This is a genomic window from Blastomonas sp., from assembly GCF_030373265.1.
Lineage (GTDB): Bacteria > Pseudomonadota > Alphaproteobacteria > Sphingomonadales > Sphingomonadaceae > Blastomonas.
Genome location: NZ_JAUCZC010000008.1, coordinates 118,838 through 134,982 on the forward strand (window position 1 = coordinate 118,838; position 16,145 = coordinate 134,982).

At 65.9% G+C, this 16,145-nt stretch carries 14 protein-coding genes; 3 read left to right on the plus strand and 11 right to left on the minus strand.

What is annotated here, in order from left to right:
• Positions 1–6: 6 nt before the first annotated feature.
• The 3 genes from trpA to QUV11_RS06940 form a co-directional block, all read right to left on the minus strand.
• Positions 7–813, minus strand: coding sequence for a tryptophan synthase subunit alpha (gene trpA / locus QUV11_RS06930; RefSeq protein WP_300881242.1), 807 nt, complete (start codon positions 811–813; stop codon positions 7–9).
• Between the two features lie 196 nt (positions 814–1,009).
• Entirely contained in the window at positions 1,010–2,251 is a 1,242-nt protein-coding gene (trpB, locus tag QUV11_RS06935; protein WP_300881243.1) for a tryptophan synthase subunit beta, read from the minus strand.
• On the minus strand, positions 2,226–2,888 hold the full coding sequence (locus tag QUV11_RS06940; RefSeq protein WP_300881244.1) for a phosphoribosylanthranilate isomerase: 663 nt from the start codon (positions 2,886–2,888) through the stop codon (positions 2,226–2,228). Before QUV11_RS06940 ends, trpB begins: the two co-directional genes overlap by 26 nt.
• Positions 2,889–2,978: 90 nt before the next feature.
• Here QUV11_RS06940 and QUV11_RS06945 point away from each other — a divergent pair, with 90 nt between their 5' ends.
• Entirely contained in the window at positions 2,979–3,389 is a 411-nt protein-coding gene (locus tag QUV11_RS06945; RefSeq protein ID WP_300881245.1) for a DUF4019 domain-containing protein, read from the plus strand.
• A gap of 23 nt (positions 3,390–3,412) precedes the next feature.
• Here QUV11_RS06945 and pyrF read toward each other — a convergent pair whose 3' ends face one another.
• The 6 genes from pyrF to QUV11_RS06975 form a co-directional block, all read right to left on the minus strand.
• Positions 3,413–4,087, minus strand: coding sequence for an orotidine-5'-phosphate decarboxylase (pyrF, locus tag QUV11_RS06950; protein ID WP_300881246.1), 675 nt, complete (start codon positions 4,085–4,087; stop codon positions 3,413–3,415).
• Between the two features lie 29 nt (positions 4,088–4,116).
• The gene (locus QUV11_RS06955) at positions 4,117–4,473 is read right to left on the minus strand and encodes a hypothetical protein (protein ID WP_300881247.1); all 357 of its coding nucleotides are present in this window, start codon (positions 4,471–4,473) and stop codon (positions 4,117–4,119) included.
• A gap of 125 nt (positions 4,474–4,598) precedes the next feature.
• On the minus strand, positions 4,599–5,909 hold the full coding sequence (gene purB / locus QUV11_RS06960; protein ID WP_300881248.1) for an adenylosuccinate lyase: 1,311 nt from the start codon (positions 5,907–5,909) through the stop codon (positions 4,599–4,601).
• Positions 5,910–6,027: 118 nt separating this feature from the next.
• The gene (locus tag QUV11_RS06965) at positions 6,028–7,659 is read right to left on the minus strand and encodes a family 43 glycosylhydrolase (RefSeq protein WP_300881249.1); all 1,632 of its coding nucleotides are present in this window, start codon (positions 7,657–7,659) and stop codon (positions 6,028–6,030) included.
• The gene (locus QUV11_RS06970) at positions 7,656–8,657 is read right to left on the minus strand and encodes an alpha/beta hydrolase (RefSeq protein WP_300881250.1); all 1,002 of its coding nucleotides are present in this window, start codon (positions 8,655–8,657) and stop codon (positions 7,656–7,658) included. The genes QUV11_RS06965 and QUV11_RS06970 overlap by 4 nt, the downstream gene beginning before the upstream one ends.
• 60 nt (positions 8,658–8,717) lie before the next feature.
• Positions 8,718–11,606: a TonB-dependent receptor gene (locus QUV11_RS06975; RefSeq protein ID WP_300881251.1), complete on the minus strand. Its 2,889-nt coding sequence runs from the start codon at positions 11,604–11,606 to the stop codon at positions 8,718–8,720.
• Between the two features lie 243 nt (positions 11,607–11,849).
• Here QUV11_RS06975 and QUV11_RS06980 point away from each other — a divergent pair, with 243 nt between their 5' ends.
• Both QUV11_RS06980 and QUV11_RS06985 read left to right on the plus strand, forming a co-directional pair.
• On the plus strand, positions 11,850–13,208 hold the full coding sequence (locus QUV11_RS06980) for a pectate lyase (RefSeq protein WP_300881252.1): 1,359 nt from the start codon (positions 11,850–11,852) through the stop codon (positions 13,206–13,208).
• The gene (locus QUV11_RS06985; RefSeq protein WP_300881253.1) at positions 13,205–13,636 is read left to right on the plus strand and encodes a cupin domain-containing protein; all 432 of its coding nucleotides are present in this window, start codon (positions 13,205–13,207) and stop codon (positions 13,634–13,636) included. The genes QUV11_RS06980 and QUV11_RS06985 overlap by 4 nt, the downstream gene beginning before the upstream one ends.
• On the opposite strand, the gene QUV11_RS06990 is transcribed toward QUV11_RS06985, so the two are convergent.
• Entirely contained in the window at positions 13,605–15,146 is a 1,542-nt protein-coding gene (locus QUV11_RS06990; protein WP_300881254.1) for a carboxylesterase family protein, read from the minus strand. The genes QUV11_RS06985 and QUV11_RS06990 overlap by 32 nt on opposite strands.
• Positions 15,133–16,143: a sugar kinase gene (locus QUV11_RS06995; RefSeq protein WP_300881255.1), complete on the minus strand. Its 1,011-nt coding sequence runs from the start codon at positions 16,141–16,143 to the stop codon at positions 15,133–15,135. Before QUV11_RS06995 ends, QUV11_RS06990 begins: the two co-directional genes overlap by 14 nt.
• Positions 16,144–16,145: the final 2 nt, after the last annotated feature.

Consider the following 16,145-nt stretch of genomic DNA (forward strand, 5'->3'; position numbering starts at 1 on the left):
TGCTCCTCAGGCGGCTGCGGTCTGGCGCGCGGTGGCGATGGCATCGGCCAGGGTGCGGACATAATCGCGCACCGGGCCTGCGGCATCCGCGCCGTATTCGCTGACTATCTCGACGATCGCGCTGCCCACGACAACCCCGTCGGCGACACGGCCGATCGCGGCGGCCTGTTCAGGGGTGCGCACGCCAAAGCCGACGGCAATCGGCAGGTCGGTCGAGGCCTTGAGTCGCGCGACCGCTTCCTCGATGCTCGCCTGCACCGCCTGCTGCTTGCCGGTGATGCCTGCAACCGAAACGTAGTACAGAAACCCGCCCGCGCCTTCGAGCACGGCGGGCAGCCGTGCGGCATCGGTGGTCGGGGTGGCAAGGCGGATCGGCGCGATGCCCTTGGCGCGCAGAGCCGGGCCGAGCGATGCGTCTTCCTCAACCGGAATATCGACGCAGATCACGCCATCGACACCGGCTTGCGCGCAGGCATCGGCAAACCATTCGGGCCCGCGCCGGGTCATCGGGTTGGCATAGCCCATCAGCACCAGCGGCACATCGGGGTGGCGCCTGCGGAAACCGGTAGCGATCTGCAGGATATCGGCGGTCTTGGTGCCTGCCGCGAGCGAGCGCAGGTTCGCCGCCTGGATCGCGGGGCCATCGGCCATCGGATCGGTGAACGGCATGCCCAATTCGATCACATCCGCGCCGCCTTCGACGAGCGCGTCGAGGATGGCGGGGGTAGACGCGGCGTCAGGATCGCCCGCTGTGACGAAGCACACGAGCGCGGCGCGGTCGGCGGGGAAAGCGGAAGAGAGGCGGGTCGTCATACTCCCTCTCCCCACCGAGGGAGAGGGTTGCGCAGGCTTGGCAGCTTGCTGCCTAGTCGAAGCTGGGAGAGGGGGCTGCGGCTGCAAAGCGGCCTCCGCGCAGCCCCCCTCATCCAACTGCGCCTAAGCGGCTGCGCCGCCAAGGCTCCGTATCCTTCCCCCTCCAGGGGGGAAGGGGCTTGCCCCGCTCCGCTCATCACATCTCCACTCCCAGCTTTTCCGCCACCGTGAAGATATCCTTATCCCCACGTCCGCACAGGTTGGCGAGGATGATCCGGTCCCTGTCCATCGTGGGCGCAACCTTCGTCACCGCCGCAATCGCATGCGCGGGCTCGAGCGCGGGGATGATGCCTTCGGTGCGGCAGAGCAGCTGGAAGCCCTCGAGCGCCTCGTCATCGGTGATCGCGGTGTATTCGACCCGGCCCATGTCCTTGAGCCAGGCGTGCTCGGGGCCGATGCCGGGATAATCCAGCCCTGCGCTGATCGAATGGCCCTCGGTGATCTGGCCGTCCTCGTCCTGCAGCAGATAGGTCTTGTTGCCGTGCAGGATGCCGGGGAAGCCGCCGAGCAGGCTGGCGGCATGCTCGTTGCCGTCAAGGCCATAGCCCGCGGCTTCGACGCCGAGCATCTTCACATCATCATCGAGGAACGGGTGGAAAAGGCCAAGCGCGTTCGATCCGCCGCCGATGGCCGCGACCAGCAGGTCGGGCAGGCGGTTGATGCGGGAGAGCATCTGCGCGCGGGCTTCCTTGCCGATCACGCTCTGGAAATCGCGCACCAGCTCGGGATACGGGTGCGGCCCGGCGGCGGTGCCGATGATGTAGAAGGTGTCGTGGACATTGGCGACCCAGTCGCGCAACCCCTCGTTCATCGCATCCTTGAGCGTCGCCGCGCCGCTGGTCACGGGAATGACCTCCGCGCCGAGCAGCTTCATGCGGAACACATTGGGCTGCTGCCGCGCGACGTCGGTCGCGCCCATATAGATCACGCACGGAAGGCCGAAGCGCGCGCAGACGGTCGCGGTGGCAACGCCGTGCTGGCCCGCGCCGGTCTCGGCGATGATCCGCGTCTTGCCCATCCGCATCGCGAGCAGGATCTGGCCGATGCAGTTGTTGATCTTGTGCGCGCCGGTGTGGTTGAGTTCGTCGCGCTTGAACCAGATTTGCGCGCCTTTGTCCGGAGCAGCGCCCATGCGCAGCTCCTCGGTCAGCCGCTCGGCGTAATAGAGCGGGCTGGGCCGCCCGACATAATGTTCGAGCAGATCGTCGAACTGCGCCTTGAACGCGGGATCGGCCTGGGCTGCGCGATAGTGTTTCTCGAGATCGAGCACCAAAGGCATGAGGGTTTCTGCAACATAGCGCCCGCCGAACGGACCGAAATGGCCCTGTGCGTCGGGTTGATTGCGATAGCTGTTAGGCTTGGGTGCTGCGTTGGTCATGGTTGGCAACCGCTTGGCAAAAGCGCGCCATCTTGTCCATATCTTTGACTCCCGGCGCGCTCTCCACGCCCGAGGAGACATCGACCAAAGGCGCATGCGTCGCGGCCAGAGCCTCTTCGACATTGTCGGGATCGAGCCCGCCCGCGAGCCCCCACGGCAATAGGTGCTGATGCCCGGAGAGCAGCGACCAATCGACCTTGGTGCCATTGCCGCCGGGCAAAGCCTGCGCGGGTGCATCGAACAGCAGCCGGTCGGCGATGCCATCGAAGCGGCGCGCGTTGGTCAGCGTCTCGGCGCTGCGCAGACCCAGCGCCTTCCACACCTCGACCTTCATGTGCTTCTTCACCAGCGCCAGCCATTCGGGCTTTTCCGAGCCGTGGAACTGGATGACATCGGGCCGCACGGCCTTGTACGCCTGCTCGGTCAGCACCGGCGAGGCGTTGACCAGCAGCAGCACGACCTTGAGGCTGGTCGGCGTGCGCGCGCGCAGCTTCGCCGCCTGCTCGAGCGTGACATGGCGCGGGCTCTTTTCGAAATGCACCAGCCCGATATGGCTCGCGCCGTTCGCAGCAGCAGCGTCGATGGCGACTTCGGTGGACAGGCCGCAGATCTTGATGAGGGTGGGGGTGTGACCCATTTGCGGATGTCTCCAATATGGTTTTGAAACGGCTTGCGATATGGCGACAGACCGCCATAGTTCATGGTATATTGTGCCTTAGGATAATCCATGCAGCGAATATTTTCGGTTGTTTTGTGCCTGTTGCTGGCGGCCTGCGGCGGCATGAATGACGATGCGACTGCTGCCCGGGTTTCGGTATCGGACTTTCGCAGCTATGTTAGCAGCGGAGACCATGAGGCGATCTACGCCATGGCGGACCCCCTCTACAAGAACTCGGTCACGCCTCAGCAGCATGAAAGGCTTTTCTCTGTACTCAAGAAGCGGTTAGGTCCGTTCGACACCGCCACCGAGACGGGCTGGAAGGTCAATTACACCACCGATGGCCATTTCGTCGTCCTTGCCTACAACGCCAAATTTCACAATGGCGAGGGTGCAGAAATGTTCACATGGAAAGTCACCGACGGCAAACCGGCACTCGCAGGCTATAACATCAATTCACCAGCCCTATTGGCCGATTGACGCGGCCAAACTGAACCACCTCATCACAGCGTCGCCATGATCTCGCGCGCCGCGTTGTCGGGCTCGGCCGCGCGGGCGATCGGGCGGCCGATGACCAGCACCGAGGCGCCAGCATCGCGCGCCTGGCGCGGGGTGACCGCGCGCTTCTGGTCGCCTGCGGTCGCGCTGGCAGGACGGACGCCGGGTACCACGAAGAAGCCGTCGCGCCACTGGTGACGCACCGCGCCGACCTCCTGGCCCGAACACACGATGCCGTCGAGCCCGGCCTGATGCGCCAGATCCGCCAGCCGCAGCACGCTGTCGTGCGCGCTGCCGGCCATGCCGATCTGGCCCATGTCATCATCGTCGAGGCTGGTCAGCATGGTAACCGCAACCACCTTGGTGTGGGCGCCTGCCGCCGCCTTGGCGTCTTCCATCATCGCGCGGCCACCCGCAGCGTGGATGGTGACGATCGCGGGCTCGAGCACATGGATCGCCTGCATCGCGGCGGCGACGGTGTTGGGGATGTCGTGCAGCTTGAGATCGAGAAAGATCGGCAGGCCCAGCTTGGCGATCTCGTGGACACCGTGATGACCATGCGCGCAGAAGAACTCGAGGCCTAGTTTCACCCCGCCGACATGCGCGCGCACCGATTGCACCAATGCGGTGGCGCGTGCCAGATCGGGCAGGTCGACCGCAAGATAGATGGGATTGGACATGATGTGTGCGGCCCCCCCTGTTGACCGTGTCATACCGAGCGCAACGCGCTCTCCGGTTCTTGATCGTTGATGCTGATGTCAGGTGTTTCGGACGGGGTTTGCACCGGCACGGGCACCGGCGCAGGTGCGGACGCCGCCATAGCCGCGCGCGCCTGATTGGCTTCCAGCGTGGTGATGCGGCGCTTCATCCGCCAGCTGGTGGTACGGTGATACGCCCAGAGCGGCAGGAAGCCTGCCAGGAAGGTGAACACCAGCAGCACCGGCAGCTTGGTCACCAGTTGCAGCCCGCCCCACAGATCGACCGTAACCGCCTGCCAGTTGTTATACGCGAACACGATGAACACCACGACCAGCATGATGATCACCAGTGTCTTCAGGAACTGCATGACCGCCGTGTCTCCTTAAACTCTGCCCGCGTCCCGGCGGAAACGCGGAGCATAGGGGTATAATCCTGCAATGGCCAGACGCTTGGCCAGGCACTTGGCCAGGAGCTTTGAATGCCGCGTGCCGTTCAGCCGAACACCCGCGCGAAAATCGTGTCGACATGCTTGAAGTGGTAATCGAGGTTGAACTTCTCCTCGATCTCCTGCGGCAACAGCGCGGCGGTAACCTCGGCATCGGCCTTGAGCAGTTCGAGCAGCGACAGCGCGCCATCCGATTCCCACACCTGCATCGCGTTGCGCTGCACCAGCCGATACGCGTCCTCGCGGCTCACGCCCGCCTGGGTCAGCGCCAGCAGCACGCGCTGCGAGTGGACAAGCCCGCCCATCTTGTCGAGATTCTTCTGCATCCGCTCGGGGTAGACGAGCAATTTGTCGATCACGCCTGTCAGCCGCGCCAGCGCGAAGTCGAGCGTGATCGTCGCATCGGGGCCAAAGAAGCGCTCGACCGACGAGTGCGAGATATCGCGCTCGTGCCACAAGGCGACGTTTTCCATCGCCGGGATCGCCGCGGCGCGCACGACGCGGGCGAGGCCGGTGAGATTCTCGGTCAGCACCGGATTGCGCTTGTGCGGCATCGCCGACGAGCCCTTCTGGCCGGGGGAGAAATACTCTTCGGCCTCGAGCACCTCGGTGCGCTGCAGGTGGCGCACTTCGGTCGCCAGCCGCTCGACCGACGAGGCGATGACGCCCAACGTGGCGAAATACATCGCGTGCCGGTCGCGCGGGATCACCTGGGTCGAGACCGGCTCGAGCGCGAGGCCGAGCTTTTTGGCGACATGCGCCTCGACCCGCGGGTCGATGTTGGCGAAGGTGCCGATCGCACCCGAAATCGCGCAGGTGGCGATCTCGGCCTTCGCCGCCTTGAGGCGTGCGCGGCAGCGGTCGAACTCGGCATAGGCCTGCGCGAGCTTCAATCCGAAGGTGGTCGGCTCGCCGTGGATGCCGTGGCTACGGCCGATGGTGGGCGTGTATTTGTGCTCCATCGCGCGGCGCTCGATCGCCTCGAGCAGCGCGTCGAGGTCGGCCATCAGCAAATCGGAAGCGCGCGCCAGCTGCACCGCAAGGCAGGTATCGAGCACGTCCGAGCTGGTCATGCCCTGATGCATGAAGCGCGCCTCGTCGCCGACCTGCTCGGCCACCCAGGTGAGGAAGGCGATGACATCATGCTTGGTCACCGCTTCGATCGCGTCGATCGCAGCCACATCGATCACCGGGTTGGTCGCCCACCACGCCCACAGCGCCTTGGCCGCGGACTTGGGCACCACGCCCAGTTCGGCGAGCGCATCGGTGGCGTGCGCCTCGATCTCGAACCAGATGCGGAACTTCGCCTCGGGCTCCCAGATGGCGGTCATGGCGGGGCGGGAATAGCGGGGGACCATAAGGCATGTCCTTGCAGCAGGAGGCGGTGGACCAGAGCCATGATCGGCCCTGCGGTTTCGCCCGCGCAGCTAGCAGCTAGCGCGGACGGGTTCAACCGCGGGCGACGCCTTTGCGCCGCTATGCCTCGTCGAGCGCGATGAAGCTGAAGTTGCGGAACTTCGCCTCGCCGGGTCCGGCCGCGTACAGCCCGGGACGCAGCATCAGAAAGCCGCCGCGCACATTGTGGTGATAGCCTGAGACTTCCATGCCGCGGTCGAACTTGACCCAGCTCTTGCCGCCATCGCCCGAGCTGTGGAAGCTGACGATATGCCGCCGGTTGGTGACCCGCAGGCGCATGCGGGCCCCGTGCGGATTGGCGGGCCGTGCGCGCTCGATGCCATATTGGTGCGTCACGAAGCGCTCGGCATCGAAGCCCAAGCCCGCATAGAGCTTGTCGTCATAGAACAGCACCAGCCCCGCGGTGCCGCCCGGCGCCAGCTCGATATCGCATTCGAACCGGTAGGAGGTATCGCCAGCCGTGAGCAGCAGCGGCGATCCGGTCGATGGCGCCAGGCCCTTGCCCTGCAGGAACAGCGTGTTGTCCTGCACGCGAGCCCGGGCCGCCTCGTCCGGATCTGGGCGGAAGAACGACCATTTGGTGCCGAGCTCGAGCGCTGCGAAGTCATCGCTCAGCGCCATGCCGTGCGGCAGCGCCATGCCCCCCTTGGGCTTGGCCAGAGGCTGCGACAGATCGCCGCCGGTCATCTTGAACCAGCCGTCCTCGGTCCATTCGACAGGATCGAGCAGGCATTGCCGCCCCAGCGTCCAGAAGCCATTCTCATAGCCGTGATAGAGGCTCCACCACGAGCCGTCGGGGGCCTCGACCAGGCTGGCATGACCGCGCGACCACCAGGCTTCGCGGATGTCGGTGGTGCGCACCAGCGGGTTGCCGGGGTGCTGCTCCCATGGGCCATGGATCGACCGCGAGCGGGCAGCGATGACCATATGGCCGGTGGGCGGTCCCGCCGTGCCGCCCACGGCGGTCAGCATGTAGAAATATTTGCCGACGCGGTGAATCTTGGGTCCTTCAGGCGCGAAGCCCTCGACATCCCACTCCTCGGGATAGCGCCAGGGGTCGTAGACGTGCTCGACTTCGCCTGCGATGCGCATCCCGTCATCGGCCAGACGCACCCGGTCGCCGCCCGAGAGGAACAGCCAGCGCGAACCATCTTCGCCGACCGCGTGGCACGGGTCGATATGGCTGTGCAGACCCAGCGGCACCGGATCGCTCCACGGCCCGTCGATGTCATCCGCCCAGATCACGAAAATGTCGTTCTGGGGTGACGCTTTCACCGGGATATAAAGGAAATAGCGGCCCTCGTGCTTTTCCAGGCTTACCGCCCAGACCGAGCCGATGTTGCGGGTGAGCGCGGGCTGGCGGGGCTGCCAGTTGACCAGATCGCGCGAATGCCAGATCAGCAGCCCGGGGTAGGATTCGAAGCTCGAGAAGGTGAGGTAATAATCCTCGCCGTCCTTGAGGATCGCAGGATCGGGCCGGTCGCCCGACAGCACGGGATTGAGGAAGCGCCCGTCGTCCATATCGGCGATGCGCTGGTTGTCGAGACCCCGGCGCCATTGCGGGGCAGGCGCGTTCGAGGATGTTTGGGGCGCCGAGGGGGGAGCGGCGCGTGCAGGTGCTGCCAGCCCGAGGGTGGTGAGCGCGGCGGACGATATCGCGCCGCGCCGGTTGAGGATCGGGAGGCGGCTCACAGCGCCAGCCCCGTCGTCCGCGCCCAGGCGCGCCACAGCTCGGGCCAGGCCTCGACCGGCTTGCCGATCGCCTTGCGCAGGCCAAAGCCATGCCCGCCATGCTCGAACAGATGCGTCTCGACGCGGATTGACTTGGCCTTGAGCGCGGCGCGCAGCAGCAGCGTGTTGTTGACCGGGACCGCGTCGTCGTCCTCGGCGTGGAGCAGGAAGAACGGCGGCGCATCGGCGGGCACGTTGCGATGCGGCGAATGCGCCGCCTCGAGCGCGGGGCTGTCCGTCTTGCCCACCAGCAGTTCGCGCGATCCGGCGTGCGCATCGGGCGCGGTCATCGAGACGACGGGATAGATCGGCGCCGCGCTGTGCGGCTTTGCCGACAACCGGTCGGCGGCATCGAGCGGCGAATAGACCTTGGCATCGAACCGGGTCGCAAGATCGGCGCACAGATGGCCGCCTGCAGAAAAGCCCATGGCGGAGACCCGCTCGGGATCGATCGCAAAATCGTCTGCGCGCCCGCGGATCAGCCGCATCGCGCGCTGCGCATCGGCGAGTGCCACGTCCGGCCCCGCCGCCCAGCCTTCGCCCGGCAGCCGGTAGAACAACACGAACGCGGTAAAGCCGCGCGCCGCCAGCCAGCGGCCCATCTCATAGCCTTCCTTGTCGACCACCACCCAGCGATAACCACCGCCCGGCGTGATCAGCACCGCCGCGCCATTGGGCCGGTCGGGGCGGAACACCGCCAGCCGTGGCACGGTGATGCCATAGACCGCGCGGTCGGTGACCAGCCGGTCGGTCGAGCGCTCCTGCACGGTTTCGGTGAGAGCCTTTGCCGGCATTCCGGGTGCGCCGCCGGGCCACAGATCGATGGTCTCGGACGGCTGCGGCAGACCGGGCGGCAGCGGCGCGCCGGGCACGGCCGGCACCGCGGTCTGCGCGAGCGCAGGCCCTGCGAGCCCCGCACACACGGAAGCCGCCATGAAGAATCGACGATCGATGGTCATGGCGGCTCCCTTGGGTGTTAAAAGCGCCGGGCAGCGTGGAGCCACCGCCCGGAAGTGTCATCAATATTTGAAGCGCGCACCCACGAAGAAGGTGCGGCCGAAATGGTTGTTCTCGTAATTGCGGTCGGCATCGAAGTCGGTGAAGCGATAGCGATAGGTGTCGGTCAGGTTGTTGCCTTCCAGCGACAGCTCGGCCCATTCGGTCAGCTTGTAGCGGAACGAGGCATCGAGGTTGAACTGCGATCCAAAGCCTTCCAGCACGTTGCCGGTTCCGCTGGCGCCTTCGTGGAAGCGGCTGCGATAGGTACCCATGACGCGGGCCGAGAAGGTGCCGTCGTCATAATAGAAGGTGCCGTTGAAGGCGCGCTTGGAGACATTGGCAAGCGCCGCGGAGCGCACCACGTTGACCAGCGCTCCACCCGGCGCGATTGCCGGGCCCTGCACGGTGAAATCGGCATTGCTGTCGATGAAGGTCGCGTTGGCCAGGATCCCGAAATTGCCGAAAAAGCCGTCGGTGAATATCGTGAACGGAATCTGCGCGGCCAGTTCGATGCCCTTGAGCTTGGCCCCGGTGCCGTTGACGGTGGTGGTCAAGGTCCAGATCGGCTGGGTCAGCAGCGCCGGATTGAGCGCGGCGGGCGATGACGGATTGAGCACCGAGACCGGCAGCCCGGTCTGGGCGAAGGTCGCCTCGGTGACAGCTGCCGACTGAGTGAAGCTGTCCACGTTCTTGATGAAGCCTGCGATCGACAGCAGCGCCTGCGGAGCGAAATACCACTCGATCGCGGCATCGTAATTGGTCGCGCGAAACGGATCGAGGAACGGGTTGCCGCTGTTGACGCGGAAGTTGAAGCCGTCCGCCGAACCGCCCGGGGTCAGCGAGCCCAGAGTCGGGCGGGTGATCACTTCTGCCGCGGCCAGACGCACGATCAGGTTCTGCGCGGGATACAAAGCGATGTTGGCCGACGGCAACCAGTCGTCATAGCTGCGCTCGACCACCGCCTCGACGCCGCTGACGAGGCCGTAGGACGACTGGTCAGTCTTCACATATCGGATGCCGGCATTGAGCGCGTATTCGAGGCCGAGCAGTTCACCCTTGGCATCGAACTGCAGATAGCCGCCCTTGGTGGTTTCCTGCACGCCGCGGTTGTTGCCGGCATCAAGCGCCAGCGGACGGTCGTAGAGGTTGGTGAACGCCGCTGCGGCGTCCAGATCAGGGACCAGCCAGGCATTGGTGTTGCCCTCCGGCTGCCCTGCCCTGCCCAGGTTGAACATTTCGGACAACGCGTCGGTGACCGGGAATCCATAGACCGCAGTCGGGCCGAACAGGCTGGTGGGCGAACAGGTCAACGTGCCGAGCACGCGGTCGACACCGCCATTGCCGCACACCGCGGTATCGCGGGTGAACGCCTGGGTGTCGAAATTGAACCGCCGCCACATGGCGCCCGCCTTGATCGTGAAGCCCTCGGCCACGTCCCATTCGGTGCGCAGCTGCGCGGTCTTGAACCGGTTCTCGATGATCGAGGGACGGTCGCGGATTTCGGCGAGCTGGAACACCGACGGATCGGTCACGCTGGTGCCGAAGGTTAGCTGCGGCCGCTTCATGTCGGTATAGTCGTAGCTATAGCCCTGCGCGTCGCGGTCATCGAACACGATCGTGGTTTCGACGGGGATATCGGCCTTGGACTTGGACAGGCCACCCAGCAGGGTGAAGCGGAAAGTGTCAGAGACATCCTGATCCCAGGCGCCGCCGACCTGATAGAATTCGGTCGTGCTCTCGCGCAGATAATGCTCGGTGCGCACCCAGGCATCGTTGAGCGTCGCCGAGATCATGTTGTTGTTGGCGTCGTACACCGGATTGATGACGTCGATCGACCGCTCGTTGGAGCGCAGCAGCACTTCGCCCCAGCGTTCGCGCCGGTCGCTGTTGAAGTTGGAATACAGCCCGTCGATCGAGAATTTGGTGGCATCCGAGGGCGCGAACTGGATCGACCCGGTGATCCCGAGACGCTCGCGGTCGTGCTTGACCTCGCCATAGCGCGGAATGCGCGGGTGGAAGGCAAGCGCGGCCTGGTCGCACGCGGCGCTGCGGCCGTTGGTATACACGCCGCCGGTGTTGGGGCGCGCTGCCAGGTTGGTCGCGCTGGCGGTAAAGCAGGGCGCGCCGTTGACCGAATCGAACCGGGCCTGCGACCAGCGCACGGTGTTGTTGCCCAGCTCGAGCACCTGGGTCTTCTGATACGCTGCCGAGACCGAGACGCCGAAGGTGCCGGCATCGTTGCGCCAGCTCAGCAGCCCGGCGAGCCGCGGCCCGACATAGTCCGAAAGGTCATTGTAGCTGGCAACCAGCGAGGCGACCCCGGTGAGGCCAGCCTTGGCGGCGAGCGGGTTGCCGGTGTTGAGATCGACCACCGCGCCCAGCGAACCTTCGTCGAGGCTGGCTTCGGCGGTCTTGTGGACGACGATCGAGCTGAACAGTTCGGAAGCGAACACGTTGAAGTCGAAGGCGCGGTCGCGGTTGGCCGAAGCGCCGTCGGTGGAGGTGGCGACGGTTTCGAGCCCGTTGAGGCGGACGCGGGTGAACTGGCTGGACAGACCGCGCACGGTGATCGACCGGCCCTCGCCCGCATCGCGCGAGATCGAGATGCCGGGAATGCGCTGCAGCGATTCCGCCAGGTTCTGGTCGGGGAATTTGGCGATGTCTTCGGCGACGATCGCATCGACCGAGCCGACCGTGGTGCGCTTGAGGTTGATCGCGGCTTCGAGCGACTGGCGAAAGCCGGTGACGACGATTTCATCGACCGAGACGGGCTCGTCTTCGGCGACCTGCTGCTGCGCGCTGGCCTCTTGCGCCTGGGCGGTTCCGGCGGCGCCAAGCGCGCACCCCGCGAGCAATGCCATCTTCAAGAACGAAACGCGCGAACCCCGCGGCGAAATCTGACTGCCCATGTTCTATCCCCTCCCAATTGCCCTTTTCGGGCCTATTGCTACCGGTGTCAAAGGAGAAGACGCGAACACGCCCAGACCTTGTCGACACCCCTGCTCCTGCACCCGTACAGATCGCCTGCCGGGCCTATGCTGTCTTCGCGGCTCCCAGTAGCCAAGGCGATGCCCCGTCACGGTAACCGGTGTCATTATGTATTGCCCTCAAGTCGGGCGTCTGTCAATAACCATGCAACGGGAGAGAAAAACATGCTTGCAAGCCTTGGAAAAACCCTTTGCGTTGGCGCTTTTGTCCTAACCAGCCTGGCCTTGGTCCCAACTGTGGCCACCGCCGAGCCGCACCCAGCAGACCCCAGCCGAGGCGGCGCTGGCGGACGAATCATCAAGGTGACCACGCTGGCCAAATCGGGTCCGGGATCGTTTGCCGCAGCGCTCGCCGCCAAAGGTCCGCGCATCATCGTGTTCGAGGTCGGCGGCATAATCGATCTGGAGCGCAGCTCGCTCAATGTCACCGAACCCTTTGTCACCATCGCCGGGCAGACCGCGCCGTCGCCGGGGATCACCCTGATCAAGGGCGGTATCGACGTGAAGACGCATGATGTCGTGGTTTCGCACTTGCGGGTGATGACCGGTGCAGACGGCCAGGCGCGGCTGTCAGGCTGGGAAGCGGACGCCTTTTCCACCGTCGCCGCGCGCAACGTCGTGGTCGAGCATTGCAGCTTTCTGTGGGCGGTGGACGAGAACATGTCCGCTTCGGGCCCGCGCTTTACGGGCAGCACCGTCGAAGAGTGGCGCGCCGGGACCAGCCACCATATCGTCTTTCGCGACAATCTTGCAGCAGAAGGCCTTGCGGTTTCCAGCCACCCCAAGGGCGAGCACTCCAAGGGGTCGCTGATCCACGACAACGCCACCCACATCACCTTCTACCGCAACGTCTGGGCGCACCATGTCGAGCGCTCGCCTTTGGTCAAGGGCGGGGCGCAGATCGCGATGATCAACAACCTGATCTATAACCCTCAGCACCGCGCGGTGCACTACAACCTGATGAATCTCGAGTGGCTGGGCCAGGAATACGTCACCGGCGAGATCACTGCGGTCGGCAATGTCATGCGCGGCGGCAACGATACCAATGAGGGTCTGCCGTTCCTGATGCTGGGCGGCGACGGGGACCTCGCCTATTACGGCAAGGACAACCGCGCGGTCGATCGGCACGGCAGTCCGCTGCCCGAGTTCGGACGCTATGGCGAGACGAAGGCGAAGCTGATCACCGCCAAGGCACCGCTGGCCGATGTGTCGCAATACCGCATCCTGCCCTCGGGCGAGGTCGAAACGTCCTTGCTGCAAACCGCAGGCGCGCGGCCCTGGGATCGCGCACCCGATGACATCCGCGTGCTGTTCTTCGTCGCCGAAGGCCGCGGCGATATCATCGACGACGAGAGCGAGCTCGGCGGCTATCCCAAACTTGCGCCAACGTCCGCGCGCTTCGTCGAGGCCGATTGGAACCTCGACACGATGACCCCGAAATCGGGTCTTTATCCGGGCCAGAAGGCCGCCGCCCAGGAATCGCTGTCCGCGCGTGACCGCGAGATGCGGCAACCCCGGCGATGAGCGGCCTGCTCGCGCTGCTGCTGCTCGCCGCGCCGCCGATGGCGGTGATCGACGAGGCCGATACCGTGCGCCGCGAACCGCCGCCGCACGGCGCGATCGGCATGAGCACGGCGTGGCGGATCAGCGACCATGCGCCGCAGCCGCGCCGGATGGAGTTCCGCCGCCGCACGCTCGATATCGGGTCGGCGATCGGCGAGCACCCAATCGCGCATGACGAGGTCTATTATGTGCTCGATGGCGAGGGCGAGGTCGTCTCGGACGGCCAACGCGCGACGCTGAAACCCGGGATGACCGCGTATCTCTACGATGGCGCGGTGGTCGGGATCTGGCAGAAGGGGGACAAGCCGCTGGCGCTGATCATCGCTTATCCGGTTGCCGAACCCAAGCAGGCGCCGGTCAGCTCCCCGGCTGAACGTAAGGAGCCCTAGCCCACAATTCGCGCTCCCAGCGGCGCGGGTTGTTGACGACCATCGCCGTGCTATCGCCCACCACCAAAGTCGCGCGATCGGGCAGCGTATAAGGCAACCACTGCGCCAGCCCCGGCGTTCCGGTCTTGGCCAGCCCGACAAACGCCTGCATCATCGCATCGCGTGTCGCGCGTGCACCGGCGTCTGTCCCGCTCATGCTGCCCGGCGCATCGAGCGTGCCGAAGACGTAAGGAATGTCGTCGGTGTGCGCCGCGCCGCGCAAGGGATCAATCGGCGACGCGCGGTCGAGCTGGTAGACCCAGGTCGCCGCCGCACCCGCCTTGGCGCGTTCGTCCGCCTCGATCACCTGCCCGGGCCACGATCGGCCTGCGGTGGTCGCGGAATAGAAAATCCGCTCGGGGCTCCAGTCGGGATAGCGCGCGCGGTACTGCGCAACGACCCAGTCGACATCGAGGTCGATCTTGATCTCGGGGGCGATCCGCGCGGCAAGGTTGTCCCAGCCCAGAGCGTTGAGCTTCGCGCCTTTGGGATCGATGAACGCGCGCGTCTCTTCGCGCGTGTTGCCCAGGATCATCGGGACATGCAGCGACTGCGGCGCGGCATCGGGCCAGAACGGGTGTCGCGGCAAGTTGGCCATGTCGAGCACCGGGCCGAAATAGACCGCGCCGCCCATCACCGGATCGGTCGCGGTCAGCGCCTCGACGATGCGCTCGGACGGGACGGTCAGCAGGCCATCGGTATCGCCCGGTTGCAGCCCCAGCGCCGCAATCAGCGCCTGTGTCCGCTTCCAGGCATTGCCCGGCCCGCTTGCGGTCACCTGCTGTCCGCTCATCGTTGCCGCGCTGTGGAACAGGCCATCGGCTTCGGGCATCGCCATCAGCGTTGCGATCTTCGCTCCGCCGCCCGACTGGCCGAACACCATCACCCGCGCCGGATCGCCGCCGAAGCGCGCGATATTGTCGCGCACCCATTGCAGCGCGAGGATCAGGTCGAGCTGGCCCAGATTGCCGCTGTCGGCAAAGCGCTCGCCCAGCGGCTTGAGCCAGGCATAGCCGAACGCGTTGAGCCGGTGGTTGACCGTAACGACCACCACATCGCCGCTTGCTGCCAGCCTGTGCCCATGGGTCAGCGGATCGGTGACGGTACCGTTGGAATAGGCACCGCCATGGAAATAGACCATCACCGCGCGCTTCGCAGCAGGGTTGGCCTCGGGCGTCCAAACATTGAGGAACAGGCAATCCTCGGACTGCGGCAGGTCCGGGTTGCCCCGCTGCGGCGCGATCGGCGCGAAGGCCTGCGTCTTGATATCGCGGTCGATCGGTTCGGCCACCGCGCGGGCAAAGCGCTGCGCACGGCCATAGCGGATGCCCTTGAACGCTTGCACGCCGTCTTCGCGCAATCCGGTGAAGCGCCCCACTTTGGGGTCGCGGACCTGCGCCAGCGCAGGGGTCGCGATCAGCGCCGCGCCGCCGCCCAGCAATGTGCGCCGGGTCAGATCAACGCCGGACATCGCCGCCTGATGCCGAGAACGCCGCCAGTTCGGCCGCGCCGATCAGGCACATGTCGCCCGGCAGCGAATGCTTGAGCGCGGCGAGCGCCAGCCCGGTTTCGGCCATCGCCTGCTCGCTGCCGCCTTGCAGATACTGGTGCAACACGCCTGCGGCAAACGCATCGCCGGTCCCGATCCGGTCGACGATTCCGGTGACGTCGATCTCGGCGGTCTGGTGCTTGCCCTGGCGGGTATCAACGCGTGCCGCGATCCGGTGATGATCGCTGCTCACCACATGGCGCGCGGTCGAGGCCATCAGCTCGAGCTTGGGGAAGGCCGCGAACGCCGCATCCACCGCCTCGCGCCGCCGCTCGGCGCCATCGCCCGAGAAGGTCTTGCCCAGCAGCAGCGAGATATCGCGGTGGTTGCCGATCAGCACGGTTGCCGCTCCCACCAGATCGGTGAGGATGGCGCGCGGGTCGCTGTCCCACGCATCCCACAGCAATGCGCGGTAATTGCCGTCGAGGCAGATCGGCACGTTTGCTGCCTGCGCTGCAGCAACGGCGGCGCGGGTCAGCGCGACCCCGCCGGGTCCCAGCGCCGGGGTGATCCCCGACAGATGCAGCAAAGCCGCGCCGTCGAGCGCGCCGGCAAAATCGAATGCGTCCGGTTCGCACAGTGCAAACGCCGATCCGGCGCGGTCATAGGTGATCGAAGAGGGGCGCAGCCCCGCGCCGGGCTCGAGGAAATACAGCCCCATCCGTCCGGCACCGCGCGCGATGAAGCGGGTGTCGATCCCCGCCGCGCCAAGCTCGGCGCGCGCCTTGTCGCCCAGCGGGCTGTCGGGCAGCAAAGTCACCATCCGCGTCGTGTGGCCAAGCGAGGCGAGACCAGCGGCGACATTGGCCTCCGCCCCGCCGACCGCCATTTCGAGCGATTGCGTCTGGACCATAAGCCTGGCACCCGGCGGCGAGAGCCGCAGCAGCATCTCGCCAAAGCAGACGATCGGTCCGGTCATGC

Excerpts from the sequence above, each read along its gene's own strand:
- QUV11_RS06990 (WP_300881254.1), bottom strand. The coding sequence starts at position 15,146 with ATGTCCGGCGTTGATCTGACCCGGCGCACATTGCTGGGCGGCGGCGCG.
- QUV11_RS06955 (WP_300881247.1), bottom strand. The coding sequence starts at position 4,473 with ATGCAGTTCCTGAAGACACTGGTGATCATCATGCTGGTCGTGGTGTTC.
- QUV11_RS06970 (WP_300881250.1), bottom strand. The coding sequence starts at position 8,657 with ATGACCATCGATCGTCGATTCTTCATGGCGGCTTCCGTGTGTGCGGGG.
- purB (WP_300881248.1), bottom strand. The coding sequence starts at position 5,909 with ATGGTCCCCCGCTATTCCCGCCCCGCCATGACCGCCATCTGGGAGCCC.
- QUV11_RS06975 (WP_300881251.1), bottom strand. The coding sequence starts at position 11,606 with ATGGGCAGTCAGATTTCGCCGCGGGGTTCGCGCGTTTCGTTCTTGAAG.
- QUV11_RS06945 (WP_300881245.1), top strand. The coding sequence starts at position 2,979 with ATGCAGCGAATATTTTCGGTTGTTTTGTGCCTGTTGCTGGCGGCCTGC.
- QUV11_RS06995 (WP_300881255.1), bottom strand. The coding sequence starts at position 16,143 with ATGACCGGACCGATCGTCTGCTTTGGCGAGATGCTGCTGCGGCTCTCG.
- QUV11_RS06980 (WP_300881252.1), top strand. The coding sequence starts at position 11,850 with ATGCTTGCAAGCCTTGGAAAAACCCTTTGCGTTGGCGCTTTTGTCCTA.
- trpA (WP_300881242.1), bottom strand. The coding sequence starts at position 813 with ATGACGACCCGCCTCTCTTCCGCTTTCCCCGCCGACCGCGCCGCGCTC.
- pyrF (WP_300881246.1), bottom strand. The coding sequence starts at position 4,087 with ATGTCCAATCCCATCTATCTTGCGGTCGACCTGCCCGATCTGGCACGC.
- QUV11_RS06985 (WP_300881253.1), top strand. The coding sequence starts at position 13,205 with ATGAGCGGCCTGCTCGCGCTGCTGCTGCTCGCCGCGCCGCCGATGGCG.
- QUV11_RS06940 (WP_300881244.1), bottom strand. The coding sequence starts at position 2,888 with ATGGGTCACACCCCCACCCTCATCAAGATCTGCGGCCTGTCCACCGAA.
- trpB (WP_300881243.1), bottom strand. The coding sequence starts at position 2,251 with ATGACCAACGCAGCACCCAAGCCTAACAGCTATCGCAATCAACCCGAC.